This is a genomic window from Dictyobacter aurantiacus (genome assembly GCF_003967515.1).
Taxonomy (GTDB): Bacteria; Chloroflexota; Ktedonobacteria; order Ktedonobacterales; family Ktedonobacteraceae; genus Dictyobacter; species Dictyobacter aurantiacus.
The window spans coordinates 2,572,666-2,599,117 of sequence record NZ_BIFQ01000002.1 but is presented as its reverse complement, the minus strand read 5'-3'; the positions used below and the strand labels follow the sequence as shown (position 1 = coordinate 2,599,117).

The window sequence follows — 26,452 nt, the reverse complement described above, 5'->3', positions numbered from 1 at the left end:
GTCATTCCATCATCTGTAGAGAAATGATCCTAACAGGTCAAGATTTTTGATAACATTCGGTATATATTTTCCTTGTCTCTGGCAAGAGACCATGATTTCTTATTTGCCAATAAGATAGAGAGAGACAAGGAAGAACGAATGTCACAACCGTATGCAAATGTGAGCCGGAACACGCCTGACAGGGAAGATCCTACACAAACAATGACCTTCCAGAAAGAGTCATCTGATGATAGGCAGCAATTAGAAGCACTGGCCTCATGTGTACAGGGAAGACTGGTAACGCCGGATGATCCAACCTATGCTGCGGATCACGTCCTTTGGAACGCAAGCTTTAAGGGTCATCCGGCGGCGGTCGTACACTGCGTCAATGTGGAAGATGTCCAGGCCGTTATCACCTTTGCTCGAGAGCACGCCATGCCGCTCTCTGTACGCAGTGGGGGACATAGTCTGGCAGGCTTTGAGACCAATGACGCTGGTCTGGTGCTTGACCTGTCCGCTATGAAGAAGATTCAGATTGATCCAATCCTGCGCACAGCTCGCCTTGAACCGGGGCTTACCTGGAGCGAGGTGGCCAATGCGCTGCAGCCGTACGGCCTGGCGCTCACCGCGGGTGATACCGGCTCAGTAGGGGTGGGTGGTTTACTGCTTGGTGGGGGTATCGGGTGGATGGTCCGCAAATATGGTCTGGCCATCGATCATGTGCGAGCGGTAGAACTTGTCACCGCTGAAGGGCAACTTGTGCGTGCTAGTGCTGAGGAACATCCCGAATTATTCTGGGGACTGCGTGGTGGTGGTGGGAACTTTGGCGTGGTCACCGCTTTCGAGGTAGACGTGCACCCCGGTGGAACTATTCTGGGAGGGGCCATCTTTTTTGATGCCACTGAGGCCGAGCACATCATGCAAAACTACGTCCGTATTGCTTCAGAAGCACCAGATGAGCTCTCGACGGAAGCCCTCCTCATCCTTGCGCCGCCCGCTCCTTTCATTCCTGTCGACAAGCAGGGGAAACCAGTTGTTCTCATCATGCTGTGCTACGCTGGGGATATCAACGAGGGAGAGCGGGTGGTGGCTCCACTGCGTGAGCTTGCAACCCCTATAATCGATCTGATTGCACCCATCCCCTATCCAGAAATATTTCCGTTCAACGCTATTGGAGAAGTACGCGGCATGCAGCATCATGCGGACACCTTCTTTGTTGAGAATATCTCTCAGGAACTGGTACATACCCTCGTAGATGCTGCCGAAGGCGTCATGTCTGCCGAGACACTGATCCAATTTCGTGTGCTGGGAGGAGCTATGAGCCGGATAAAGAATGATGCTACAGCCTTTGCACACCGTGACAAACCGGGCATGGTGATGGTTACCCTTTTTGGCCCGACCTCTCACGATGCTGCCAGTCTCGAAGCCCGTAAACAGCAGTTCATGCAGGCGCTCTCTCCCTATGCCAATGGAGCGTATGTGAACTACTTGATGGACAGGAGTGAACAAGAGGTCCATCGTGCCTATCCACCAGCTACCTATGCTCGACTTGCTGCACTCAAGCGCCAGTATGATCCAACCAATCTCTTCCGCTTCAATCAGAATATCCTCCCACATCCTGAGCAATAGAATTCATCTGCCAGAAATTCTACCAACAGGAGGGAGATTCTCCTGAAGAGAGGGAGAAGTCAGGAAACAGCAACAAATCGAACGCGCGCCGCAGAGTAGTCAGCAAATCGCGCTCGGATGCCCGCATCACCTGCGCGTTGGCGATCATGCGGAAACCGTGATTAACTACAGGATGCGCCAATGGTTCCGTTCAACTGAAGAAGGGAGCGAGAAGCGTAGCCTGTCCTATCTCTGTTGCACGATTGAGGCGACCTGTTCCTGAATAAAGAGATGCTGAGCCTGATCATGCTCGCGCTGAGCCTGCTCCATTTCGTTCAAATGTTCTTCTGCCCACTGACGTAAAGCTCCAATCGGCTCAGTCAACGTCATGCCTAGCGGGGTGAGGGAATATTCTACACGAGGTGGAACCACTGGATAAACAATGCGCTGGACCAACCCATTGTGCTCCAGGTCACGCAGCGTCTGCGTCAGCATTTTCTTTGAGACACCATCGATCAGAGCACTCAACTCGCTAAAACGCTTCGTGCCACCCTCCAGGGCATAAATAACCATTGCCGTCCACTGATCACCGATCAGTTTGAGGACGGCCCGCGTGCTACAAGTTGAGAAAGAGATCGTTGGCGATACTTGCTTTTTCATAGTTGCCATAACGTAACTATAGCACTTTTTTGCTCCTTATTACAAGATACAAGTTCATTGGTTATAGTACGTACCGATTCGCGTGCATGAGAAATGAGGGAAGCGTGGCTAGAAGCCTGTACGGTGCATATAATTACCTGGCTCTGTCACACAGGCCCATTAAAATATGAATTCATGAAAGAGATCGCAGACACCGGCCACGGCGGCAATGTTGCACGCCATTGCTCAGGGCAGCAATGACGTGCAACATTGCCGCACTATATACTCTATGTATCGTTCTCTCTGGTCTTCAGAAGGTTGAGGTGTTGCGCGCGCATCACTGCCTGCGTGCGGTTATGCACACCCAGCTTTGCCAGGATGGCCTGTACGTGTCGCTTCGTCGTGTTGAGGGCAATCGTTAACTGCTGTGCGATCTCTTGATTGGATGCCCCCTGCCCCAATAATAGCAGCACTTCCTGTTCGCGCGCACTCAATGGCTCGCTGTAGATCGGCTCTTTTCGCTTGTTCGGCTCACGCAACACACAGGTAGAGCGCAAGCGCTTGGCAACGGGCCTGGTATCATGAGGGGTTCGCTGGCACTGCAGGAGCGAGACCGAACTGTTCTGTCTCTCCTGTCCCATCTTTCCTGGCCCAGACTCCGCTTCTGTGTGATGGTGCAGAGGATAGAATTTATGCTCCAGCACTTGCCTTGCCTGGGGCCAATCACGGCCCAGGACCGCATACTGCATCGCCTCATAACTCAGTCCTTGTTCGGCATACCAGGCACTCGCCTTGTGGTACAAGGCATCGATCGTCTCCTGTGGCAGCGATTGATGAAGGCGATGACGCAATGCCGCGGCAAACAAGTGATGATAGCGATACCAGCCACGTTTCCCACTCACAGCCACGAGAAACAGGTGGTTCTGCTGTATCACCGCGAGCAGTGCCTCACTGTGGCCCTCTTCCCACAACCGGTCACAAAGAGGGACGCAGAATGACTCCAGCAGGCTGGTGATCAGTAAAAAGCGCTGAATTTGTTCTGGTTGCTGGCACACAACCTCTGCGATCAGATAGTCAAGCACCTCGCGCTGCTGATCCAGGCCAGAAACGCCCTGATTGGTCGAGGGTCCCTGTGACTGAAACGTGGACGCCAGCAACTGCAACCCCACAAACCATCCTTCCGTCCGCTCCATTAACGCTGCCACCTCCTGGTTGGATAACGCGAGGCACAGCCGTGTCCGTAGAAAGTCGGACGCTTCAGCAGATGTGCAGAGCAGGGAATCCGCACGTACTTCGACGAGGGAACCTTTGGCCCTGAAACGATGTAGTGGCAATGGAGGATCTGTTCGTGTCGTCACTATCACACACAGTTGGGGTGCAAGATGCTCAAGCAGATAGGTCAGTCCCTGATGAATCGCTGGTTGTGTGATGCACTGGTAGTTATCAAGGACCAGCAGATAGCGGGCTGCCGGCTCTTCCAGCAAACGATTGATCAGCAAAGAGAGGAGATGCAGCAGAGCGAAATCTGCATCGTGTGGTTGTTGCCACATCTCGAGCAGCGGCTCCACCAGGGAGGGTGCACACCGTTGCAGCGCGAGAAGCACGCCGTGCCAGAAGCGATGCAGATCGTTATCAAATGAATCCAGTGAGAACCAGGCTCGGGAAAAGCGTATTCTGGAGCTCGCGATCCAGGTAGCTAATAGGCTGGTCTTACCAGAGCCAGCTGGAGCCGAGAGCAGTGTGAGAGGAACGTTGAGCCCTTTGTCGAGGAGAGCGTATAGCCGCGGTCGAGGGAGCAACATATGAGCAGAGACCGGAGCAGAAAACTTGGTTTCAGCGATCTCACAACAGGTAGACATACAGGTATCGCGACAACCCTTTCTACGATATGCATCCAAAGCAGATAGCTCGCGAGTAGCAGGAGCGAGAATTTGCTCCTCGATGGAGAACATATCCCGCTCCTTAGAAGATGGCTCAGTCTCAATCATTCACTCAACGGACAAGGAAAACGGCTTTGCCCTGGATGCGCCTATCTCGCAGCTCTGTCAACGCCGGAGCAAGGTCATTCCAGATGGTTTCTCTGCCCAGCGGGACCGTCAGTTTTCCTGCGGCAACAAGCGTCACCAGGGTGGTAAGGTCAGCACTCAGGGTGGAGGTTACACCTGGATCGTACGAGAAGAACGTTTGCAGGCGGGCACCTTCGTGTCCGAACAACTTGAAGAGACTAAAAGGCGTGTCCTCCCCTGACGAGTTGCCAAAGACGACCAGTGTCCCATGAGGAGCGATTCGCTGAAGCGCCGCGGCTAATGACGTGCCTCCTACTGATTCCAGGATCACATCAAAGAGACCCTGTGCCTGGTCAATCTGCGTGATTACTGCGCTCGCTCCAAGCTCACGTAGCCCCTCTGCACGCTCGGCATGGCCAACCACCCCGGTAACATCTGCTCCCGATAAGGCCGCCAGCTGCACCGCGAAACGGCCAACGCCGCCCGCCGCCCCGGTAATCAAGACACGCTTACCCAGCAGTGCACCACCGAGGCGCAAGATGCGCAGAGCCGTATGACCGGCCATGGGGAGGGCTGCGGCCTGGGTGAAGCTCACCTGTTCCGGCAGAACTGCCAGCCGGGCCGTAGGCAGCGCTACGTGCTGCGCCCATCCCCCCTGCTCAGCGAGTCCTAGCACACGGGTTCCGACCTCGGGGCCACTTCCATCGGCAGCCCGCTTCACTACGATACCCGCGATATCCTGTCCCGGGCGCCACCCTTCTGGACGCGCGGCCAGCAGGGCCAGTTCACCTCGGTTTACCGAAAAAGCCTTAACCTCGACAAGCGCCTCTTGATCGGTTGGCTGTGGTTCCGCGACCTCGCGAAGTTCCAGCGGGGTCTCATTTCCAGGGGTATTGACAAAAGCAAGCATGACATTCTCTCCTTCAGATAAGATTAGTCTGTTTCATAAGTGCTCGTGTGTGGCACCGTATTTGCCCATAGTATAGCTACAGAAATGTCTGCTTGTAAGAAGGCACGAAAAAGTGCAATAGTTACCTTATTGAAACCATCAAGAACCAGGCATGACCAAAGATCTGTGTCTCGGCGGGCACTGCGCGAACAGTCCTCAAACTGATCAGCGATCAATAGACTGCGTTAGCCATCTTTACCCTGGAGAATGGCACTCTGATGGCGGAAGCGCTGAGTGCCGGGATGCGTTAACCATCCGCTGAGCTAGCCTGCCGCCGAGTATGGCAGGAGCTCCACCAATCCTGAAAGAAAACATACTCTCATCTCACACAATCACTTGACAAATCGGAACAATGTTCCGTATAATATTATCGGAACGCTGCTCCGATAATATTATACCATACTTGAGAGAGCTGCTCGGACATACGTTTTCTTCAAGAGAAAGGGGATTTTTTCTTATGGATATTCAGGACAAAGTCGTAGTCATTACAGGGGCATCCGGAGGCATTGGCCTGGCTACCGCACATCTCTTTGCGGAGGCCGGAGCAAAAGTCGCACTTGCGGCACGCTCTGCCGATACCCTTACAACCATTGTCAATGAGCTTCATACACACCATCATGAGGCTCTCGCGGTTCCCACCGATATGTGCAACAAGGATGCGGTTGAGGCTTTGATGGACCGCGTGTTTGAGCAGTATGGACGCATTGATATCCTCATCAATAATGCAGGACAAGCCGTGCGTGGCAACGTGGCTGATGTCGATATCGATCAGTTTCGCCAGATTTTTGAGCTCAATGTGCTTGGCCCTGTAGAGGCGATGCAGGCAATCATCCCAAAGATGCGTCAAAACGGCGGAGGTTTAATCATCAATGTCAGTTCGATTGTTTCACACATGCACCTGCCCTCCATTGGTGCCTACGCTGCGACAAAGGCTGCCCTCAATATGATCTCTGATACGGCACGAGAGGAGTTAACTTCAGAGAATATTCGCATCACCACGATGTTTCCTAATGCAACGGCAACGAACTTCGGTAAAAATAGCTTAGCCACTCCAAAGACCAATCAGCAGGGGCCGCGCCCACCGCAAGGCGGACCAGAACCCGATAGTGCTGAAGCGGTGGCCCAGAAGATCCTCGAGGCGGCACGCAATGAGCCGCACGAGCAATATATGGATCGTTCCGTGTAAATACTTTTGCTTCGTGGGCACCAGTGGACAAGTATAATGGTGTCATGATTTCGGTTCTTTCGCATAAACCGTGCTCTGTCATGAGGCGACATCCAAAACACGCTGGCGGAGGAGTTCAACTCTCCCCGCCATACAGCAAGCGAGTCATTGCATGCTACATTATCTACCCGTCCACCGCCTCTTGATTACGACCTTTTCGCCCGCCAGGAAATTCACACGCCACTTGCCCGCTGTATCCATGGCTCATCGCTCTTATCCATCACTTTCAACAGCTGTATCTTCCATCATACAAGCTCACCTTCCCGTCGAAACGAGGTGGCTGAAGAATAGGAGAAGTGGGTTCTGCGCAATCTGCCACCGTCGCGATGTCACATGACATTCGCAATGAGGTAGTGAGGGCGAGAAAATCTGAGGAGTTAAAGATGATGGCTTGTGTGATTAGGGAACGAACGAACGCCGCGTGAAATTTTCTTCCTGCACTTCATAGCGCCAGATATTGCTTGTTCGCCATTCATGAGGCGCGAAAACAATTTCTTCTAGAGAGGCCGTGTGGCACCAGTACTCCAGTCCATACCTGGTCGCGCCGTGTCCAATCACGGCAATCGTTTTCCCGTCATAGTCCCGCAGAATATCCCGCAAGAAATCACCCACGCGCTGAACCACCATAAACACGCTCTCTCCCTGAGGAAATGGCTCCATCAGATGCTGCCTGCGCTCTCGCTCGACTTGAACAAAAGGAGCCTGGGTCAGATTCCCATAATCGCACTCGCGCAAGCGAGCATCCCGAACCAGAGGCAAAAGGCGATCTGCAAAGGCAAGCTCGGCAGTCAGCACGGCACGTTGGAGATCGGAACTGAACACCGCATCAAAGGGCTGGGCGGCATACCGCTGTCCTAGTTCACGTGCTTGCTGGCGACCAAGGGCAGAAAGCGGAACATCTGCATGACCAGAGGCACGTCCAGCTTCGTTATCAACGCTGCTCGTATGAAACGAATAGAAAAGGATTAGCATCTCATCTCCTGTAGGTGTGCTTGCTTCTGGAATCCCGCTGGTTCACGTTTCAGCAGGAAGGAAACAAAGTATGATCCGAACAGGGTGAGGAGCGATGTGCGCTTCCCACCTGGCGTGTTTGCCTCATGATATCATACCATCCATCGATCGCATCTTGCATGTCTTGAACCTCAAACTAGTCGCCTATGCTCACCTGGCGCGGTTTGGCTGTGGCATCAAGGACCCACCATCAAGAGGTTTGTATGAGGAAGAAAGGTCCTTTGAAATGCACAACGTGTCTGGCTTCTCCTTACGTTTCTCTCGAAACGTACGACTGATGAACAAGACCACGGAAAAACAATCAGGCGCTGTTCCCACTTTCTGATATAATGCAATGTCACCTATCGTGAAACGTTTTTCGTTGAGGAGATTTTAATGTCTAACTACCTGGCATTGTATGATTACCGATCTCAAGTGGCTGCCTCTTATCGTGAGCGTAACAGGGCATTATGCGCCGGAGAAGATGCTGCTGTCGTTCTACGACGTTTTCGGGAGAGCAAGGATCACCTTTTCTTGACACATTCCCAATCGGCTCTTGACGAGGAACAGCGTCGTCATTTCCATGGCCTGCGCTACTTCCCCTATAATCCTGCCATGTGCTTTGCGGTGACTATTGATACTCATGTTGAGCCGAAGCAGCAACACATCGCGATGGATGCTCGTGAATCGATGACAATGACCACCATCGGGTTGGTTCGCTTTACGGTTGGAGAGATACCTGTGGAGTTATCTGTATACTGGCTCAACATCTATGGTGGTGGTTTGTTTCTCCCTTTTCGTGATGCGACATATACATCGGAAACGTATGGCGCCGGGCGCTACCTCTTCGATACGATTAAGGGCAGTGATCCCGTTCCTTTCATAAATGCCCAGGATGAAAAACAGATCATGCTCGATTTCAATTATGCGTATAATCCTTCCTGTTCTTATAATGATCGCTGGGTCTGTCCTCTGGCCCCGGCCGAGAACCGCATTGATGTACCTATTCCAGCAGGCGAGAAAAACTATAAGTAAGAAAAGTTATGGTTGCCTATTCGCTATACACTGCTCTAGAGGGACGGTAAAACAACACGGTCGTTGTTTTACCGTCCCTCTAGAGCAGTGTATAGTAAGCTATCTCACCAGGTTGCCCGCTTCTCCGTGGACTGCTTAATCACCGGCTGACGGCTGCTAGCCAGGTCAGCGATGACGACGATGATGCCCGAGATCACAGCAACGGCGAAGATCGGTGCGTTGCTGCGCGAAGCCAGGCACGCCCGATATCAGCAACAAGCCTCAAAGATAGAGGTAAAGCTGGATTTTGCTACCTCTTCTTCTCGGCCGCCAGTTGAAACTCGATAGCGTCGCGGTAGGCTGCGCTCAGCGGCTCTTGTTGATTCTCCGACCAGCCCAACTCTTTGGACATCAAAGCGGCGACCTCGTTGATCACACCCAGGCCGCGCTGCTTATCCTCCAATTCAATCGATGTGCGATGAGCCAGCACATCACCTGGCGTCATGGCCATCTCGTAACGACAGGCATAAACGACCTCGGCTTTGATGTAGGGCAGATCATCGATCAGCGGAGCAGCCAGCGTGGCATCCTGCTCGATAATCTCCAGCACCTCCTGGGCAACCGTGCCATAGCTCGCACCCAGGTGATCGATAATGTGTTTGCTCAGACCGAGAGCCTGGCCCCGCTTCTCTATGCTGTGCCGGACACTTGACCAACCCGCGCTCCCCTGCAATGGCAGCGCTTCGGTAGGATGTAATGGCTTCATGCCATCACGACGACTCAATACATCAACGGTATCCTGCGCCATTCTACGATAGGTCGTAAGCTTTCCCCCTGTGATGGTGACCAGGCCGGACGTGCTCTCCAGCACCACATGCGAACGGGATAACTTCGCGGTCGAGGCGTTCTTGTTACGCGGCTTCACCAGAGGACGATAGCCCGCGTAGGTACTGATGATATCCTGCTCGCTCAAGTTGACATTCATATACATGTTGAGATATTTCAAAAGGTAGCTGATGTCATCCTGTGTCACAGTCGGGTGATCGAGGTCGCCGCGCCCGGTATCGGTCGTACCGAAAACGGCGCGTGAGCCCCAGGGTACCACGAAGAGGATGCGCTTATCTTCCGTCTCAGGCAGCACAATCGCCGTCTCGCCCAGTTGCAAATCCTCACGCCTCAACACCAGGTGCACGCCTTTGCTTGGCTCAATGCTCACCTGCGAATCCATGCCGGTCAGGTCCTCTACCAGGCCGGAGAAGACGCCGGCCGCGTTGACAATGTGCCGCGCGCGTACCGTATATTCCTCTTCGCTGAAGCGGTCGCGGACGATCGCGCCGGTCACCTTGCCATTTTCCTTGACAAAGGAGGTTACTTCGCTATAATTCGTGATCGTTGCGCCATAGCGGGACGCCGTACGAATGAGCGCCATCGTCAGGCGAGCATCGTTCGTCTGCGCATCGTAGTACGTGAAACCCTCTTTCAAATTGGTCTGCACCAGCGCCGGGGCGAGGTTAAGCACCTTCTCGCGGCTGAGATGGCGATGGAACTTGACACCCCGACCACCCGACATCAAGTCATACATCCATAGACCAATATCCAGCAGCAGACTCAGTCCTACGCCACCGGGCGTGGTGAAGGGCATACCGACAGGATGACGATCTCCCTTATAGATGGGCAGCACAAACTCCACGGGAGTCACCAGATATGGAGCGTTCTGTAGCAGTAGCCCACGCTCGACCAGCGCCTCATGCACCAGCGCGAAGTCGAAGTTCGGCAGATAGCGGATGCCGCCGTGGACTAGCTTGGTCGATTTACTACTCGTGCCGCTGGCGAAATCATTCTTCTCGACCAGCGCCACACTATAACCACGCGCCGCGGCATCCAGGGCCACACCCGCGCCCGTCACACCACCACCAATGACCAGCACATCAAAATGTTCGCTCGCCAGGTGTGATAGATTACGTGAACGTGTCGTTGATGAAAGTAATTGCATTGGTTCTCACGAAAATACGAAATAGTTACCAGTAAGCCCGTATCACTCCTCACCAGCACCATCTCGTATTTTCGTCCTTTCCTGGTAGATGTTTGAATGCTCTAAACGAACTACCCTGCTGCCGGCTCGCGGACAGCTTCACCCTTTGTCTCGGTATCGCCAGACTTCGTCAGGTGCCTGGCCTCGATGACTTTACCGATGGTGAAGTCGTAAATGAAGCCACCCACAATGCCGCCGATGATCGGGGCAACGATCGGAATCCAGGTGTAGCTATTCAGGCTGTGTGTGCCGCCACCAACCAGGGTGATCCACAGGCGTGGGCCAAAGTCACGCACAGGATTGATGGCATATCCGGTATTCAGACCAAACGAAGCACCGATCGCGACGATCAAAAAGCCGATGATCAGCGGATTCAAGTTCGCCTGCACTGGCTGGTTGCGCGCATCGGTGATTGCAAAGATAAGGCCAACGAGGAGGGCCGAGCCGATGAACTCATCGCAGAACGCTCCAAAGGTGCCGACGAAGGGCTTCGCGCTGGTATAGAAGACACCACCGACTGCGTCGGCAATATTCTGCGTCCCCATCGCGTGGACAATCGCGCCTTGATAGACGAAGTAGAGAATAGCCGCGGCCACAAAGGCGCCCAGGAGCTGTCCGAGGATATAGGGTCCTACCTTGCTCCAGGCGAACTTGCCCCGCGCTGCCAGAGCCAGGGTTACGGCCGGATTCAGGTGCGCGCCGCTGATCGCGCCAGCGACATAGATACCGAGCATAACCGCCAGGCCCCACCCGAGGATAATCACAATCCATTCATTCGCGAATGGCGTGGCTGCACCATTTGGTCCCAGGTTGGTAAAGAGGGCGAAGGTGGCAACACAGCCATCACCAAAGAGCAGCAGGATCATGGTACCAAAGAATTCTGCTATCGCTTCACCGGCGGTACCTGCAAGGGCGCTGGGGGCTTCTACAGATCGACTAGCCATGAGTTATTTCTCCCGTTATTCTTGAAATAAACTACAATCACATCGCTGTGCTTGTATGCATACTCCACCCCGCCATTTCTCACATTTGCGTTGGCGTGAAAGCGGCCGGGATGACGTACAACATACGCTGTCGAGAAAACTGTGATCAACTGATCACGAGATCTAAGACTATAAGTGCGCTCCAATAAAATGGGTGGGGCCGCATGTAGAGCGGGCGCGGACCAGTTCTACATGCCGGCAATTTTCCTGGCTGGCCCTACTTAGGCTCTTCCCAGCGCAGGGAGCGCTCGACGGCGCGCTTCCAGTGTGCGTACAGTTCATCACGCTGGTCGGCGCTCATCTGCGGCTCAAAGGTGCGGTCAAGGGCCCAGTGTTCGGAGACCTCTTGTATGCTGCCCCAGTAGCCGACGGCCAGACCGGCCAGGTAGGCCGCGCCGAGAGCGGTGGTCTCAGCTACCTTCGGTCGCTGCACAGGCACACCCAGGATATCGGCCTGGAATTGCATCAACAGGTTGTTGCCTACCGCGCCGCCATCGACGCGCAGCGCTTTGAGCGCCGATCCGCTATCAGCAACCATTGCTTCCAGGACGTCGCGCGTCTGATAGCACATCGACTCAAGCGTGGCACGCGCCACATGGCCCACGGTGGAGCCGCGAGTGAGTCCGACGATCGCGGCGCGCGCGTAGGGATCCCAGTAAGGAGCGCCCAGGCCAACGAAGGCCGGCACGAAGAAGACACCACCGTTGTCGGACTCTGTAGCGGCCAGGGCCTCGACATCGACGCTGTTCTTGATCGCCCGCAGACCATCGCGCAGCCACTGTACCGCCGCGCCGGTCACAAAGATGCTCCCCTCCAGAGCATAGGTCAGATCTGGATGCTTAGGATCGTTCAAGCCCCAACCGATGGTTGTCAACAGACCATTCTTCGAGGGTACGCTCTTCGTCCCGGTATTCAACAGCATGAAGCTGCCGGTACCATAGGTGTTCTTCGCCATACCGATCTCGTAACAGGCCTGGCCAAACGTCGCGGCCTGCTGGTCACCGGCGATGCCGGCGATTTTGATCGGGCCGCCGAAGAGTTCTGGCTCAGTCTCGCCATAGACCGAGCTCGAAGGCATAACGGTGGGCAGCATAGAACGCGGCACGCCGAGTTCGTTGAGCAGCACATCGTCCCACTGGGCGGTGTAGATGTTGAAGAGCAGGGTGCGCGAGGCGTTGGAATAGTCCGTGACGTGCACACGCCCACCGGTGAGGCGCCAGATCAGGAAGGTGTCGACCGTACCGAAGAGCAGTTCGCCACGGTCGGCCTTCTCGCGCGCCCCCTCCACGTTGTCAAGAATCCATTTGACCTTCGTACCCGAGAAATACGCGTCCGTTACCAGACCGGTGCGCTCGCGAATCTCTTTGTCGAAGCCCTTGGCGATCAATTCTTCACAGATAGGGGCCGTCAGACGGCTCTGCCAGACGATAGCGTTGAAGACCGGCTTACCGGTCGACTTCTCCCAGACGAGAGCGGTCTCGCGCTGGTTGGTGATGCCAATCGACGCGATATCCTCAACGGAGGCGCCCGCTTTTTTGATCACTTCCTGCGCGACGGCGAGCTGGCTCGACCAGATAGCTTCTGGATCGTGCTCAACTAAACCGGGTGCGGGATAGATCTGGGGAAACTCTTGCTGGGCAACGCTGATGATTGAACCGGCATGATCGAAGAGGATCGCGCGTGAGCTTGTCGTGCCCTGGTCCAGGGCAAGTACATACTTCGCCATAAAATAGGTTCCTCTCTAATGAACGCTTCGTGCGTCCGCTAAACAACAACGTAAAACGTACTCCAGGCAGCTACGCCTGAATAACTCTATAAACACGATCGGTATACCCGCATAACAGCGCGGGCAACAACCAATCTGGTGGGCATCCAATGCAAAGATTAATCGATATATATAAATTTTTATGCTAATTGATACCAGCACGGGCCTCGGAGCCAAAATCGTGCGGCGTAAGCATTACCCCGCTGGCTCCGGCGCTCAATACCGCCTGCACCTGGTCACCAGTCGAGATAAGACCCGAGCCGATAAAGGGCAGCGGCAAAACGCTGGTCAAAGGTGGATCAATGTATGGGATAGCCAGCGCGGGCGCGACATCAAACAGATCCACAGTCGTGACATCGATCATTTCCAGCGCGCTCTCCAGACCGGTCGAGTCCGCCGCGAAGATACGCAGTACGGTCTCCAGGCCATATGAGCGCGCCAGGGCCAGCGTCTTTGGATTCGCGGAGATAATCCCGGCGACCGACAGCTGGTCGGCAAGGTACTGCAACCCGGCCGCATCCGGATGCAGGCCTTCCACATGGTCAATGTTTACGTAGACCGCGTACTGGCGCGAGTACGCCTGCACCAGCAGCGGCGCCAGTTCAAGCAGGTTGCAGTGCCTGAGTATGATGACTTTACAAGCTGACGTCCTCAGTACATGCTGTAATTGCACGCGGCTCTCTACCTGCGGGATGATCCTGGACCGCGTCAATAGCTTGATCATCGATCTACGAGGTTGTACAGTCATGCATTCACTCCTATTGTGTTGCTAGCGCTCTACAGTGCACGTCGCTATGCATTGCTATACCAAGCCCGTCAATAAAAAATAGACAACAAAAAAAGCCCTAAGCCTCCCGTTGGAGTAGCTCAGGACTTTTCATATCAGTGTCCTTATGCTTACGTAAAAGCGCACATTATAGACAACGCATCTCGCCCAGGCAGCAGAGCGATAGAGCCTGCTGTGGATGGACCTTCACAGCGTTCCCCTGCATCGGCACTTTGAGGCCAACGTATGCCGAGAACAACTATGTTTGAGATTCTAGCTCTTTTGTGTTACAAATGAAGAATCAAATGTACCACTACAAATATTTTTGTTTATGTCATCTATACTCATATATATAACCATTTTTAGTACTCCTGTCAAGGGTTATTGGAGATCTCTTTGTACAATCTTTGTATATCGGTTGCAAAACATTGCTCCGGCTACTCTTTCCAGTTAGCGGCTACCAGTACTCCTCCTGCCAGGCGCTCCTGGTCATCCCTTTGTACAATCTTTGTATATCGGCCGCAAAACATTGCTTCGGCTACTTTCCAGTTAGCGGTCAAAGATTGTACAATACTACAGCTAAGATATTACGCACTGCTTTATAGGTGACAAAATCACATGCTTAAACAAAACTTTCTCGCCCTGGCCCAACGCTATCCCGTCGCGGCCGCCATAAAATCGCCTGAGGATCAAGAGCTGGCGCTGGCATCGGATGTCTCACTCATCTTCATGTTGAAAGGCAACGCTTTCTCGCTGGCAGATTTTGTCTCCCGCGTCCACAAGTGCGGAAAAGGGATCGTGGTACACGTCGATCTCATTGGTGGCATCGGGAAGGACCGCGCCGGAATTCAGTACCTGCGCCAGCAGGGGGTCGACGCGATTATTACCAGCCGCTCCCACCTGGTCGCGGCGGGCCACGCTGAAGGGTTGACGACGATTCAGCGTCTGCTGCTGCTGGACCACTCGGCGCTGGAGACTGGGAGCAAGACGATCGCGCGCGCGAAGCCCGATCTGGTAGAGATTCTGCCCGGCGTGATCTTTCCTGACCTGGCCCCTCAATTGCGCCGGCTCCTGCCGGGTCCCTTTATCGCCGGTGGCTTTATTCGCACGCGCGCCGATGTCGAACGGAGCCAGGCTGCCGGGGCCATCATCTGCAGCAGCAGCAACAGCGAGTTGTGGTTCGCCGGGCGCGCGCCTTGAGCAGTATTCACGTTCTAATGAACCTTAGACATGAATGCCTTCATCACAACAACCTCATGCGCGAACGCTGCTCGGTTTTCAATGCACGTGGTCCATCTTTCGGTAGTGCTGAGCCATAAAGAGATCATCGCTGAGGAATGATATCTACAAACCTCCTGGGTGATGACTGACCGGGTTGTTTTTCTTTCAGTCTCTCCCAGGAGGCTTTCTTTTGCGATCTCATCCCCAAAAATTTTGGGATGAGTCATATCACCTTGTTATGCTGGTTATTCCTTAGTCCGACACAACCTTGATCTGGTCAAAGCGCCCTGTTGTGCCCCAGACGCGCACGCCTATTTGCCCACTGGACCAGGTGCTATCGCTACCCGAACCCAGTATGTTCCAGTTTGTGCCATAGTCTGTCGAATAGGACATGGTCAGAGCCGTGCCATTCAGGTCAAAACGGATCAGATAATAAGTATTGCCTGACCAGCTAAAACTACCGCTGGCAATCTGGCTCCAGGAACCACCGTTGTTTTTCCAGATGTCCCACGTATTATTTGTTTTGAGCTCGGCCTGGTAAAAGTGCGTTCCATCCTGCACACGCCCCAGCAGACAGATACCGTTATTACCAGCTCCTCCTGTCACCACATACGATTGCACACTATAATCGCTCCAGGAAGGGCTGCCAGCCAGTGAGATATCCTCGTTGGTGTTACTGGCACAATACTCTTTCGAATTGCTACCGACCTGGCAGACAGACCAGGAACCGTTATAAGGCGTCCACTGGTTGGAGTTGCCGCTTTCAAAGTCATCGAAAAAGAGCTGTTGGCCCGCGTTGGACGTTTTATTGATGTAAATCAGATCCCAGTAGGCCAGGCTGGGAACCGTAAACGTCACGTAGTTACCACCGCTGTCGGAACCAGTCGAGAAGTTTTGGGTGAAAGTCTTGCCGTTCTGATAATCAGGCGAGGCAAAGGACACGCCATTTACAGTCCCGCTCCCATAGTAGTATTTCACAGCAACGTTGTTCTGCGCATTAGGTGTGGGATAGTTGCCATTGGCGTCAAAGGCATCATTGTTGTTCTCACCCAACAAATTGATCAGGTTGATGGTGTCGTAGCCGTTGCCACTTTTGGTAAATTCGTAGACAGTATTGGCGCTACTATTCGTACTGGTGGCCAGGGAGTTGCCGCCCGCGCTCAACTGAACCGTGTGGCTTGTATTCGTCAGTCCACCGCGCAAAAGTTCTTCATAGGCCACCATAAAATCGTAGTAATTCTGCAATCTCTTTTGCAAATCACTACTCACACTCAAGGGATGGCTGGGAAAGTAATCATTGCTGAGCATGTTAACGCCATCACCGAGCTCGATATGAGCTCCTCCGGCCGCGAAGATGGACGCGTCAGCCAGCAGAATACCTGGAGTGTTAAAAGTCGTTCCAGTATTGTTGGTATCCATGTAAGCGGCTGTGACCAGGGATTTGTTGCTTAACGAGGCCGCGTAGTCAATGTCTTGTTTGTAGTTGTAGTATGTTTTATTGTTGAACCATTCGTTATACAGCACATCGTCGCTGGTCTGCTGCGCAACTCCGCTCAACGCGGTATTGCCGGAATCGTTGAAGATAATCCTCTTACCTGTGCTATTCTTCGCGTTATTGAGAAAACCAGGAAAAGTATCATAAATGTTGATGGATCCCCCTGAGCAGGTGTAATTGCCGCCGACAACAAGCTGATCAACATGCCAGCCATCAAAGGGATAAGCGGCAAACATGTTCTTCTCATTGTTGAAAAGATAGTTTTGCCAGTTGCTGTTGGACGGATCAAAGAGATCGAGTTGCGGTGTTGCCCAGCCACCTGGCAGGTTCCAGCTATCCTGACCGGTACAGTTATTATTGTTGTAGATACCCCAGGAGGGAGAGACGCCGTCGTTTGCGTAATCGGCATAGGCCGCGTTCGCTGCATTGTAGGCAAAGCCAAGCATATTATAGCCATGTGCCGCATTGAGGTAGTCCAGCACGGCCTGGCGATAGTTTGTACGGTTGGCGATATCGCTCCAAGAGCTGGCAGGATTGGAGACGCTTCCAGACAGCGGGATATGATGCTTCCATTGCCAGTCATAGAACTGAAGCCCATCGATATGGTAGTTCTTTAGCTGCCAGATCTCATGTGCTGACGTCGCACCGTCTTGTGAAGGGTAGGTCGCCATAAACCCATAGCGAGGAAACTTCGTCCAATCAGACGAGACATCGACCGCTGTATTCAGATTGTCCAGATCATTATTGGCTGAGTCACGCACCCAGGCCTCAACGGAGTAGCCCTGATAGTCGGTCGCAGGTGGCGTCCATTGCCAGGAAAGCGACGTTGAGGCGCCTGCATTCAAATTCAGCGTCTGTGCCTGCCCCGTTCCGACAAGCGTCCCCAGGTGCTTATAATACAGCGTCACACTCCCGTTACTGATATTCTGACCAGTTGTATTGGTCATATCAACAAAGATCGTTATCCCTTGACCTGGATTGTACCGCGCCTTATCTGTATTGATATCAGCAATGACAGACCCGGTACTTGCCATCTGTATCTGCGTTCCTTCGCTACGCGCATAGGCTGCCTGAGCGGCTGGCATGAAGAGAGAAAATAGACCCAATATAAGTATACAACGCCCGAATCGTCTCTGGCCCATACACCATCGCAGCATAGTCATCCTCCTTGAATAACTACTACATCCTGAAGCAAACGATGCCTACTTTCTTCAGTAAAATAATTAATAGAAACTGTACCTATAAATTTTCTTCCTGTCAAGCCTCTTGCAGAAGCTGACGCATAAGAATAGACGCTCAATCCCTTTAAAGGTCATTGGGCCATACGAAATTTGCAATTTATCCTGCAATTTATTATGAACATGTGCTCATGCTTCTTTCCGTAGAAGAATGCAATACCTCTTGACAAGCATTTACCTTGCATGTTAGTATCTCAATACACTTACTTATTTCGGTAAATAAATAAAGTTTTCGCCTCATTTCTATCGTTATTATGTTGCGTGAAGAAGAGGACATATGGCACCCACACGAACTGGTAGTAAGCGTTTGCTGCGTGATTTGAATCAAAATATTGTCTTCAATCTGCTGGTTGAGCATGGTACGCTCTCGCGTACTGAACTGGCTCGTCGCAGTCGCCTTCCCGCTGCAACCATTACGCGTATCTGTGGCGAATTCCTTACTGCAGGCCTGGTAACAGAGATTGCTTCCGAGGAATCGAGTGGAGGACGGCGCCCGATCCTCTTGAGCATTAATCCTGAGGCTGGCTATGTCATTGGTGTCAAACTCCGTCAGGAGAGTGCGACTATCGCGCTCTGCGATCTTAGCTGCGCGCTCAAACATACCTGCGAGATCCAGTTTTCTGCGGGTGCTGCACCACATCATGTGGTTGACGTGATCACAGGAGCAATAAAACGCTGCGCCAGTGAAGGTGGTATTGCACTTAACCAGGTCATCGGCGTGGGGGTAGGTTTATCTGGCCTGATTGATTCGCAGTATGGGCTTTGTCGCTACTCTGCCATCCTTGGCTGGCAAGATGTCGAACTGGGACCCGCGCTGGAGTTTAAGCTGCATCTTCCAGTGCGCGTTGACAACGATGTCAATACACTGGCAGTGGCTGAGCGCTACTTTGGAGCTGGGCGAGACGCGGCAAATTTCCTGCTCATCACTATTGGGCGTGGTGTAGGCCTGGGCATCGTCATACGAGGAGAGATTTACCGTGGTGGGCGTGGTGGCGCGGGCGAGTTTGGGCACACAACTGCCGATACATCACCAGGTGCTCCCTTGTGTGAGTGTGGTAAGCGTGGCTGCCTGGAAGCGTTGGTCTCTGATATCGGCCTTTTGCAGGCCGCAGAGATACATATCCAGGATGGCTACGATGAAACCAGGCTTATGGGGCTGATCCAGCAAGCGCGCGCCGGTGACAAGAAGTTACAAGCCGTTTTCAACCGGGCCGGAAATGCATTAGGCATCGCCGTCGCAAACATGGTCAATATTTTCGATCCCGACCGCGTAATTCTCAACGGCGAGGGCTTACGAGCCGGTGAGTTGCTCTTAAAACCAATGTATGCAACGCTGCCAGCTCATATCTTTGGTCCTGCCAGACAGCCGGATTTCGTCGTTGGTTCCATTGATGAAACCATCTGGGCACGAGGAGCGGCAAGCCTTATTCTGCATGAAATGTTTCAAGCTCCCATTTATGAGGAAGATGAAGAAACACTCGCCATCGATCATCTCCTCACACAGGCGACCCGAGCCAGCCATCGCAAAAAAAGAAAGGAGGGATAGCACACCGTACCAGTATTCCAACAAGAGAGTTCACTTCGCCACTATGCCCTGGTTTTGTTTACATGGTTCATCATTGTTGTCTATTCTGCTATTTTTTTCTTCATGGAAGAGGAGAATCCCATGCAAACAGCTATGTCGCGCCGAACACTACTCAAAACAGGAGCTCAAGTCGCACTTACCGCTGGAGCAGCCGGGAGCTTGCTTGCGGCATGTGGAGAGAATACCTCGAGTGCATCGTCCAAAGTTACCATCAAGTTCTGGCATACCTACAATATCACCAGTCCTGAAAACCAGACGCTTCAGACCAAAGTAATTCCCGCATTTAACAAAAAGTATCCCAACATTACGGTTCAGGCGCAAGATATTCCCTACAACTCTATGCTGCAAAAGCTTATTGCCTCTGTGGCAGGTGGCAATGGTCCCGACGTAGTACGTTCTGATATTATCTGGATGCCACAGCTCGCGAAGATCCATGCCCTGGTTCAGGTTGACGATCTGGTCAATCAGCACAAAGACGATTTTTATCCCGGGCCTCTGGCAACCTGCTCCTATAAGGAGCATTACTATGGACTTCCCCTGGATACAAATACCAAGGTTGTTCTCTATAATCAAACATTACTCGAAAAAGCCGGGGTCAATCAACCACCCAAAACAACTGACGATTTCAAGAATGCAGCGCTAAAAATTACCTCATTGGGAAAAAACATCTTCGGCTATGCTGAAGGTGGACTCTACGATTGGGCAACGCTCCCCTGGGTTTGGAGCTTCGGTGGGGCCGTCACAGACGACCAGTTTACTAAAGCCACGGGCTATATCAATAGCAGCAACAGCGTTGCTTCCCTCGAATACTTATACAATCTCTATACCACGCGCGCTCTTTCGCCTTCAATCCTGGGAAGTGGCAACGTGTCCCCTGACGATGCGATCGGGAAGAATCAGGCTGGCTTCATTATAGATGGTCCCTGGATGCCTCCTACGTTTCAGAAGACGTACCCCAATATGAAATATGGCATGGCACTGATGCCAGCGGGTCCCAATGGTCAGTCATCCTCTGTCATTGGTGGTGAGGATATAGCGATCATGAGCTCCAGCAAAAATGCCGAAGCAGCAAAATCATTTGCTCAGTTTATGATCTCGCCGCAGGCTCAGCTCCTGATGGCATCCACTGGTCAGATGCCTGTACTCAAGAGCGTGGCCTCTGATCCTACGCTACCTGCCTACTTTAAAATCTTCAGTGAGCAGCTACAGACAGCCAAGCCTCGCACTGTACATCCTAACTATCCCAAGATCAGCACCATCCTGGGCGATGCTTTTAACAAAGCCTTCCGCAAACAGGCGACTCCACAGGCCCCTTTGCCTTTGCGCGCTATCGCTTTCCTGGGCGCTCTTTCCTCTTCTATGGTATGCTGGCAACAATGACCGTGCCCGCCCTGGTGCTTATTATTCCCCAATTCGTGTTGGCAAGCCATTTAGGTTTAACCAATAGCCGTTGGGGTTTGATCCTGGTCTACTCGGCCGGTATGGCCTTTAGCGTGTATATGCTACGTGGTTTCTTCGAGGAACTCCCACATGAACTCTTTGACTCGGCGGCTATCGATGGCTGTGGCGTGCTACGCTCATTCTGGTCAATCGCGCTCCCCCTGGCCCGGCCGGCGCTGGCCGCTGCCGTCATTTTTAATTTCTCGGGCTTCTGGGATGAGTTTGCCTGGGCACTCACCTCGACCAATGACCCGAACTTCTATACCCTCCCGGTGGCGCTGCAACAATTCTATGTCGCACATGGTACCACCAACTGGGGCGTCGTTTTCGCTGGTGCCGTGATTGCTGTCTTGCCCGTCATTCTTATTTTCCTGCTCTTCCAGCGCTACTTTGTGGCGGGTGTGGTTGGTGCCCTGAAGGGCTAACGTCGGATTGGTCTTTGCGGCCCGGTCGCGCAGCCTCTACTCTGGTCGCGCGCAGCCTATCTGAATCTCTACAGGCAGTTGCATGTATAACATTTCACATCCTACTCCTCTCCCTTCCCGGCACCAGGCAACAACATACTCCTACGAGGTGAGCGGCACGTCAACGTCGCTCACCTCGGCCTGGACTATGATCGTCGTGCTCGGCACCCTGATCATCCTGGCCTAAGAATGAGAGGATACTATGAGATTGGTGAGATCGGCACGTAGCTTTAACAGTGCCAGTTCCTTGGCTTTGCATTCGAGCATCACATCATAGTCAGACCAGGGAATATCCAGCATAAAGGTGCGAAAAGTAGATGCAGTGACGTAGTCGCTGTGAGCGCCGGGTCTCTTGGTAGGATTTTGTTCAGAATAGTGCAGCTTTGGCAAACGACTACCCCAGGTGGCCAGGATGCGTGACCAGGGCAACTGCGCAAAAGGAATACCGTTCCCATTCAGCTGATGGTGCAAGGAGTCAATGATCAGTGGAACACCAACCTCTTCACAGATAGGCAAAAGATCGGTCACAGACCAGGAGCGCTCATCGTTCTCTAGACGCAGACGGCTATGAATCTCAGCTGGCAGGGAGAGAATGTTTCGCTTCATGCGCTCAGCCGTTGCCACACGATCTCCATAGACCCCTCCACCATGGAGCACGATATCCCCGTCAATACCGAGCATATCCATCAGCGATGAGTGATACTGCAGGTCCTTTACGCTCCTCTCCCATATATCACCTTTCGCCGATGGCAGGGTGAACTGGCCCGGATGGGTCGACAGGCGCATCCCGTGAGCCAGTTGCGCAATATTCCCATAGGCAGAAAAATCTAGCTCACGAAGATTGACTGAGCTATGAGATCCCAAGGGAACCAGGTCTGAAGAGAGCCGGTACATCATAATGTTCTGCTCGCGATTCCAGCGCAAAATCTCGCTCAGTAACGCCATATTCTCATTAACCAATAGTTGCAGATATGCCATCCCCTGCGCATTGAGCGTGGCCAGGCGCAGCGTACGAAACGTTTTTTCAAGTGTCAGATTGATACAGGCATAACCAAGACGCATATGTTCCCCTCTGTCTATAAGAAAGCTTACAATCATTGCTTCAGGCATAAATAGACAGACGCTCAGGAGAAATGTTTTGTGTCAGTTCTTGCCTATTACTAAATTATTTATAGCTACAGCACACCTGCCCGGTACAACCTATCGGCCATATCCTACCTGAACTGTATAATGGTCTTGATCCCCTGCCGTGATCGTAATGTTTCTAGCGCCTTTCCATACTCTTCCAGTGCAAAGGCATGTGTGACCATCTCGTTCACTTTCACCTTTCGGCTTTCTAAATAGGCCAGAGCACGATCGAAGCAGTGGGTCTGGGCGAAGGAGCCTGTAATGGTTAGTTGCTTTTGAAAGATCTCATACGGATTCCGAGGAAATTGGGCCAGGAACTCACCTTCATGGATATGGAGATCGGTACCACAGATGCCGCAAGCACGAACCCGGATGCGTACTTCGTCTGGCTCGATCTCTGGCATCGGTACGTCGCGATAGCTGAATCGTCGCGGCGCATCATATACAATCGCTTTCATAATCCTACCTCTCCATACGCATGAATGCGTTCGCAGATAATACGTAACGTTTGTTCGATGTCTCCGTCTGCCGCTTTAAATGCCTCGGCATCTATAGTCAGCGGAGCCCCTAGCACCACCAGTGGTGCCCCATATTCAGGAGTGCGAATAGCCTGCTCCAGCGAGAGACCTCCCACCGCCTGTACTGGAATACGAACCGCCTCGACGACCGCTCGCAATTCATCCAGGGGGCTGGGCGCTGGCAACCTCGATGCGGCCAGGCTACGCCGCTCGTCATAGCCAATATGATGAATGACATAGTCGCAACCCAGATCTTCCAGCATACGAGCCGCGACAACCTTATCTGGAGTGGCGAGATTGTCACCCATTACCTTCAGATGGTGGTCTCGACCTGCTTTGACAACCGCTTTGATCGTCTCTGGATGGGCGCGCGCCATGACGACGACATGCGTCGCGCCGGCGCGTGCCATCATCTCCGCCTCTAGCCAACCTCCATCCATGGTCTTGAGATCAGCCACAATCGGTACTCCAGGAAACGCCTCGCGTAGAGCACGCACGCCGTGCATGCCTTCCGCTATAATCAGTGGCGTACCCGCCTCCAACCAGTCTACGCCCGCACGCCGGGCAAGCCGAGCCGTTTCAAGCGCTTCCGGAATCGTGGTGACGTCCAGCGATATCTGTACAATGGTCTGCATGCTCAAGATTCTCCTTTCCGCTACAGCTACTCTTGGTCTATCTTTAGCGAGACGAACATACAGCTTCATTCTCGCTGGAGCTGCTCACGGATGCACTGTCCCATCTGCTTTGTGGTGGCTGTGCCGCCAAGATCTGGAGTCCGTACCTGCCCATCTGCCAGCACACGTTCGATCGTGCCCATAAGCAGTGTGGCCGCCTCGTGTTCACCAAGAAAGTCTAGCATGAGCTGTCCTGACCAGATCGAGGCGATGGGATTTGCGATCCCCTGCCCCATGATGTCGGGCGCGGAACCATGAATGGCTTGAAAGAGACTGGGATAGCGTCTCTCCGGATTGATGTTGGCACTGGGCGCCAGCCCCATACTGCCCGAGATTGCCGCGCCGAGATCTGTGAGAATATCTCCGAAGAGATTCGAGGCCACCACCACATCCAAACTTTCGGGACGGGAGACAAAACGAGCACTCAGCGAGTCGATCAGCTGTTGCTCGTAGGCGATATCTGCATAATCGGCCGCGACCTGTCGAAAAACATCATCCCAGAAAACCATATTGAATTGCATGCTGTTGGATTTTGTGGCACTGGTAACCTTTTTCCGTCCATACCGCCGCGCATAGTCAAACGCATAGCGAATGATGCGCTCGGTGCCTTTGCGGGTAAAAATAGTTGTTTGAATGGCGACCTCGTTGTCAGTTCCCTGGTGTATCCGACCACCCGTCCCGGCGTACTCACCCTCGGTATTCTCACGAATACACACCATATCAATATCCTGAGGCCGCTTATTGGCAAGTGGACTCTGGACACCGGGTAGCAGGCGCATCGGTCGCAGGTTAACATACTGATCAAACGCCTGGCGAATAGGCAAGATCAACCCCCACAGGGTAATGTGGTCTGCTACGCGAGGATCACCTACGGGTCCGAGCAAGATACCATCAAAACCCCCATGCTCAAGTATGGAGAGCCCATCTGCTGGCATCAACGCTCCTTCACGCAGATATCGCTCCGTCCCCCAATCAAAGGAGCGAGTCTCAAACCGGATACCCCCGTGTATCTCCGCGATACGAGCAAGTGTCTGCTCGCTCTCCGCGATAACCTCTGGCCCGATACCATCGCCTGGAATAACGGCGAGATGATACTGTTTCATAAATGACCCCTTCAATCCGTAGGTGTCAGGCTCGCCCTGGCTTATACGTTCCAAAGCAAGACCCCCAACCAGCTCGCAACAATGCAGTAAACGTTTGCTATGCGGCGCGCGAAAATGTATAACCAGACTGTATCATCCAGAGATTTTTCCTGTCAAGAATAACGCTTTTACTGATAAATGGAACTTTCGCTGTGTCACTTGACAGAGATGCAAAATTCCTGTTAAGATTGTGTAAGCAATAGCTTACCAATGAAGTACCGTGATTCAAGGGGGAACTGATATCATATGCCACCTGTTACAAAGACCATCCAGCACGCGGATACTGATGTATTTGCTGCCATTGCTCATCCGGTGCGGCGAAAACTCCTGGATATGCTGGCGGTGCATGAGCATTCCGTTAAGGATCTGGCCGAACCATTCGATCTCAGCAGACCGGCGATTTCACAACACCTCCGCATCTTGCTGGATGTCGGGCTGGTTTCAGAGTATCGCCAGGGACGCGAACATCGCTATCAGCTTCACGCTGAACATCTCTCAGAGGTCAGCCATTGGGTACAACAGTATGAGCGTTTCTGGCACAAGCGGCTGGATGCATTAGGAAAGTATCTGGAGGAACAGGAATGACCGCGCACGATATTGTGGTCGAAGCTACATATCCCCAACCTATCTGGCAAGTATGGCATGCATTAACCGATAGAGCAGCCCTGGGTACCTGGTTGATGCCAAATGATTTTGAAGCCCGCGTTGGACATCGCTTCACCTTTCAAGTTGGGCCACAACATGGTTGGAACGGCATCGTACAATGCCAGGTTATTAAACTGGTCGCCCCCCACTGCGTCGCTTATACCTGGCGCAGCGGACTAGACCAGCCAGAAACAATTGTCACCTTTACCCTTGAATCTCACGGTGAAGGAACATTCCTCCGTCTGGAACACGCTGGCTTTGAACCAGATAACAATCAGAAGTTTAGCCTCCTCGATATTCTCGGTTCAGGCTGGAATACCAAACTACTCAGAAAAAATTTGCCCGCCTTCCTGCGTCAAGAATCCGCTCAATGGAATAAAGTACCAGCAATCATTCAGGAGGGAAACAGACTATGATCAAAACCTTACGTATCACGATCAGGGTGCATGATCAGGAGGAAGCGCTGTGTTTCTATACCCAGAAACTTGGCTTTGAAAAACGGGCTGATTTTTCGATGGGAGCCAATCGTCGCTGGGTAACTGTTGCTCCCCAGGATGATCAGGTGCTCGAATTGGTCCTGCAGCCATCTGACTGGTTTGAGGGAGAGGAGCGCCAGAGCCATGCAGAATTGGTAGGGAAAAATCCAACGATAGTCTTTCAGGTCGATGATTGTCAGGCGACCTTTGAGCAACTTCAAGCCGAGAAGTTGAATTTTCAATGCCGCCCACCGATATGAGTTATGGCATCGAGGCCGATGGACAGGACCTGTACGGAAATAGTTGCTAAAAGTCTAGCGAGTCCTTGATTCACTGGCTCATGGAACTACCAGCGGGCTTCACGCGAGTCGTGGAGCAGAAGTTTGTTGAGTGAATCACACCCTGGAATGGTGTCCCAGTTCCCGGCTCTGTGGCGCTGTATTAAGGAGAGGCGAAAGCTGAAGGTGTGC

The 26,452-nt window shown here is 52.8% G+C and carries 24 protein-coding genes; 11 read left to right on the top strand and 13 right to left on the bottom strand.

Going from position 1 to position 26,452, the window contains the following annotated elements; genetic code table 11:
* Positions 1–138: 138 nt before the first annotated feature.
* Complete coding sequence (locus KTT_RS35305; RefSeq protein WP_126602940.1) at positions 139–1,608, top strand: FAD-binding oxidoreductase; 1,470 nt, start codon at positions 139–141, stop codon at positions 1,606–1,608.
* A 225-nt stretch (positions 1,609–1,833) separates the two neighbouring features.
* On the opposite strand, the gene KTT_RS35300 is transcribed toward KTT_RS35305, so the two are convergent.
* The 3 genes from KTT_RS35300 to KTT_RS35290 form a co-directional block, all read right to left on the bottom strand.
* On the bottom strand, positions 1,834–2,256 hold the full coding sequence (locus KTT_RS35300; RefSeq protein WP_126602938.1) for a winged helix-turn-helix transcriptional regulator: 423 nt from the start codon (positions 2,254–2,256) through the stop codon (positions 1,834–1,836).
* Between the two features lie 257 nt (positions 2,257–2,513).
* A complete protein-coding gene (locus KTT_RS37320; RefSeq protein ID WP_235845959.1) occupies positions 2,514–4,178 on the bottom strand; it encodes a helix-turn-helix transcriptional regulator in 1,665 nt (554 codons plus the stop codon).
* 40 nt (positions 4,179–4,218) lie between these two features.
* Positions 4,219–5,142, bottom strand: a complete 924-nt coding sequence (locus KTT_RS35290; RefSeq protein ID WP_126602934.1) for a zinc-binding dehydrogenase — start codon at positions 5,140–5,142, stop codon at positions 4,219–4,221.
* Positions 5,143–5,638: 496 nt separating this feature from the next.
* Between KTT_RS35290 and KTT_RS35285 the strand changes: the two genes are divergently transcribed.
* Complete coding sequence (locus tag KTT_RS35285) at positions 5,639–6,367, top strand: SDR family NAD(P)-dependent oxidoreductase (protein WP_160146378.1); 729 nt, start codon at positions 5,639–5,641, stop codon at positions 6,365–6,367.
* Positions 6,368–6,805: 438 nt separating this feature from the next.
* Here the strand turns inward: KTT_RS35285 and KTT_RS35280 are convergent, their stop codons facing one another.
* Positions 6,806–7,378 (bottom strand): histidine phosphatase family protein, encoded by a 573-nt coding sequence (locus KTT_RS35280; protein WP_126602929.1) that lies wholly within the window; start codon positions 7,376–7,378, stop codon positions 6,806–6,808.
* A gap of 552 nt (positions 7,379–7,930) precedes the next feature.
* On the opposite strand from KTT_RS35280, the gene KTT_RS35275 reads away from it, so the two are divergent.
* On the top strand, positions 7,931–8,431 hold the full coding sequence (locus tag KTT_RS35275; RefSeq protein WP_160146377.1) for a DUF1684 domain-containing protein: 501 nt from the start codon (positions 7,931–7,933) through the stop codon (positions 8,429–8,431).
* Positions 8,432–8,720: 289 nt separating this feature from the next.
* Here the strand turns inward: KTT_RS35275 and KTT_RS35270 are convergent, their stop codons facing one another.
* The 4 genes from KTT_RS35270 to KTT_RS35255 form a co-directional block, all read right to left on the bottom strand.
* Entirely contained in the window at positions 8,721–10,403 is a 1,683-nt protein-coding gene (locus KTT_RS35270; RefSeq protein ID WP_126602924.1) for a glycerol-3-phosphate dehydrogenase/oxidase, read from the bottom strand.
* A gap of 110 nt (positions 10,404–10,513) precedes the next feature.
* The gene (locus KTT_RS35265; protein WP_126602922.1) at positions 10,514–11,386 is read right to left on the bottom strand and encodes an MIP/aquaporin family protein; all 873 of its coding nucleotides are present in this window, start codon (positions 11,384–11,386) and stop codon (positions 10,514–10,516) included.
* 256 nt (positions 11,387–11,642) lie between these two features.
* The gene (glpK, locus tag KTT_RS35260) at positions 11,643–13,151 is read right to left on the bottom strand and encodes a glycerol kinase GlpK (RefSeq protein WP_126602920.1); all 1,509 of its coding nucleotides are present in this window, start codon (positions 13,149–13,151) and stop codon (positions 11,643–11,645) included.
* 184 nt (positions 13,152–13,335) lie between these two features.
* The gene (locus KTT_RS35255; protein WP_126602918.1) at positions 13,336–13,938 is read right to left on the bottom strand and encodes a glycerol-3-phosphate responsive antiterminator; all 603 of its coding nucleotides are present in this window, start codon (positions 13,936–13,938) and stop codon (positions 13,336–13,338) included.
* 636 nt (positions 13,939–14,574) lie between these two features.
* Between KTT_RS35255 and KTT_RS35250 the strand changes: the two genes are divergently transcribed.
* The gene (locus tag KTT_RS35250; protein WP_126602916.1) at positions 14,575–15,156 is read left to right on the top strand and encodes a glycerol-3-phosphate responsive antiterminator; all 582 of its coding nucleotides are present in this window, start codon (positions 14,575–14,577) and stop codon (positions 15,154–15,156) included.
* A gap of 273 nt (positions 15,157–15,429) precedes the next feature.
* On the opposite strand, the gene KTT_RS35245 is transcribed toward KTT_RS35250, so the two are convergent.
* The gene (locus KTT_RS35245; RefSeq protein WP_160146376.1) at positions 15,430–17,706 is read right to left on the bottom strand and encodes a glycoside hydrolase family 66 protein; all 2,277 of its coding nucleotides are present in this window, start codon (positions 17,704–17,706) and stop codon (positions 15,430–15,432) included.
* Between the two features lie 481 nt (positions 17,707–18,187).
* On the opposite strand from KTT_RS35245, the gene KTT_RS35240 reads away from it, so the two are divergent.
* From KTT_RS35240 to KTT_RS36375, 4 genes are all read left to right on the top strand, one after another.
* On the top strand, positions 18,188–19,456 hold the full coding sequence (locus KTT_RS35240; RefSeq protein ID WP_126602910.1) for an ROK family transcriptional regulator: 1,269 nt from the start codon (positions 18,188–18,190) through the stop codon (positions 19,454–19,456).
* Between the two features lie 120 nt (positions 19,457–19,576).
* Positions 19,577–20,875: an extracellular solute-binding protein gene (locus tag KTT_RS35235; RefSeq protein ID WP_160146375.1), complete on the top strand. Its 1,299-nt coding sequence runs from the start codon at positions 19,577–19,579 to the stop codon at positions 20,873–20,875.
* Entirely contained in the window at positions 20,872–21,360 is a 489-nt protein-coding gene (locus tag KTT_RS35230; RefSeq protein WP_235845958.1) for a carbohydrate ABC transporter permease, read from the top strand. The genes KTT_RS35235 and KTT_RS35230 overlap by 4 nt, the downstream gene beginning before the upstream one ends.
* Positions 21,361–21,442: 82 nt before the next feature.
* Positions 21,443–21,586, top strand: a complete 144-nt coding sequence (locus KTT_RS36375) for a hypothetical protein (RefSeq protein WP_160146374.1) — start codon at positions 21,443–21,445, stop codon at positions 21,584–21,586.
* Here the strand turns inward: KTT_RS36375 and uvsE are convergent.
* From uvsE to KTT_RS35210, 4 genes are all read right to left on the bottom strand, one after another.
* Positions 21,583–22,461: a UV DNA damage repair endonuclease UvsE gene (gene uvsE / locus KTT_RS35225; protein ID WP_160146373.1), complete on the bottom strand. Its 879-nt coding sequence runs from the start codon at positions 22,459–22,461 to the stop codon at positions 21,583–21,585. The two genes, KTT_RS36375 and uvsE, sit on opposite strands and share 4 nt — an antisense overlap.
* A gap of 152 nt (positions 22,462–22,613) precedes the next feature.
* Positions 22,614–22,985: an alcohol dehydrogenase catalytic domain-containing protein gene (locus tag KTT_RS35220; RefSeq protein ID WP_126602902.1), complete on the bottom strand. Its 372-nt coding sequence runs from the start codon at positions 22,983–22,985 to the stop codon at positions 22,614–22,616.
* Entirely contained in the window at positions 22,982–23,680 is a 699-nt protein-coding gene (locus tag KTT_RS35215; RefSeq protein ID WP_126602899.1) for an orotidine 5'-phosphate decarboxylase / HUMPS family protein, read from the bottom strand. Before KTT_RS35215 ends, KTT_RS35220 begins: the two co-directional genes overlap by 4 nt.
* Before the next feature lie 65 nt (positions 23,681–23,745).
* The gene (locus KTT_RS35210) at positions 23,746–24,822 is read right to left on the bottom strand and encodes a tartrate dehydrogenase (protein ID WP_126602897.1); all 1,077 of its coding nucleotides are present in this window, start codon (positions 24,820–24,822) and stop codon (positions 23,746–23,748) included.
* Positions 24,823–25,107: 285 nt separating this feature from the next.
* On the opposite strand from KTT_RS35210, the gene KTT_RS35205 reads away from it, so the two are divergent.
* Genes KTT_RS35205 through KTT_RS35195 form a run of 3 tightly spaced genes read left to right on the top strand, consistent with a single transcriptional unit; the run spans position 25,108 to position 26,242 of the window.
* Positions 25,108–25,446 (top strand): ArsR/SmtB family transcription factor, encoded by a 339-nt coding sequence (locus tag KTT_RS35205; RefSeq protein WP_126602895.1) that lies wholly within the window; start codon positions 25,108–25,110, stop codon positions 25,444–25,446.
* A complete protein-coding gene (locus KTT_RS35200; RefSeq protein WP_126602893.1) occupies positions 25,443–25,922 on the top strand; it encodes an SRPBCC family protein in 480 nt (159 codons plus the stop codon). The genes KTT_RS35205 and KTT_RS35200 overlap by 4 nt, the downstream gene beginning before the upstream one ends.
* Positions 25,919–26,242, top strand: a complete 324-nt coding sequence (locus KTT_RS35195) for a VOC family protein (protein WP_218031083.1) — start codon at positions 25,919–25,921, stop codon at positions 26,240–26,242. Before KTT_RS35200 ends, KTT_RS35195 begins: the two co-directional genes overlap by 4 nt.
* Positions 26,243–26,452: the final 210 nt, after the last annotated feature.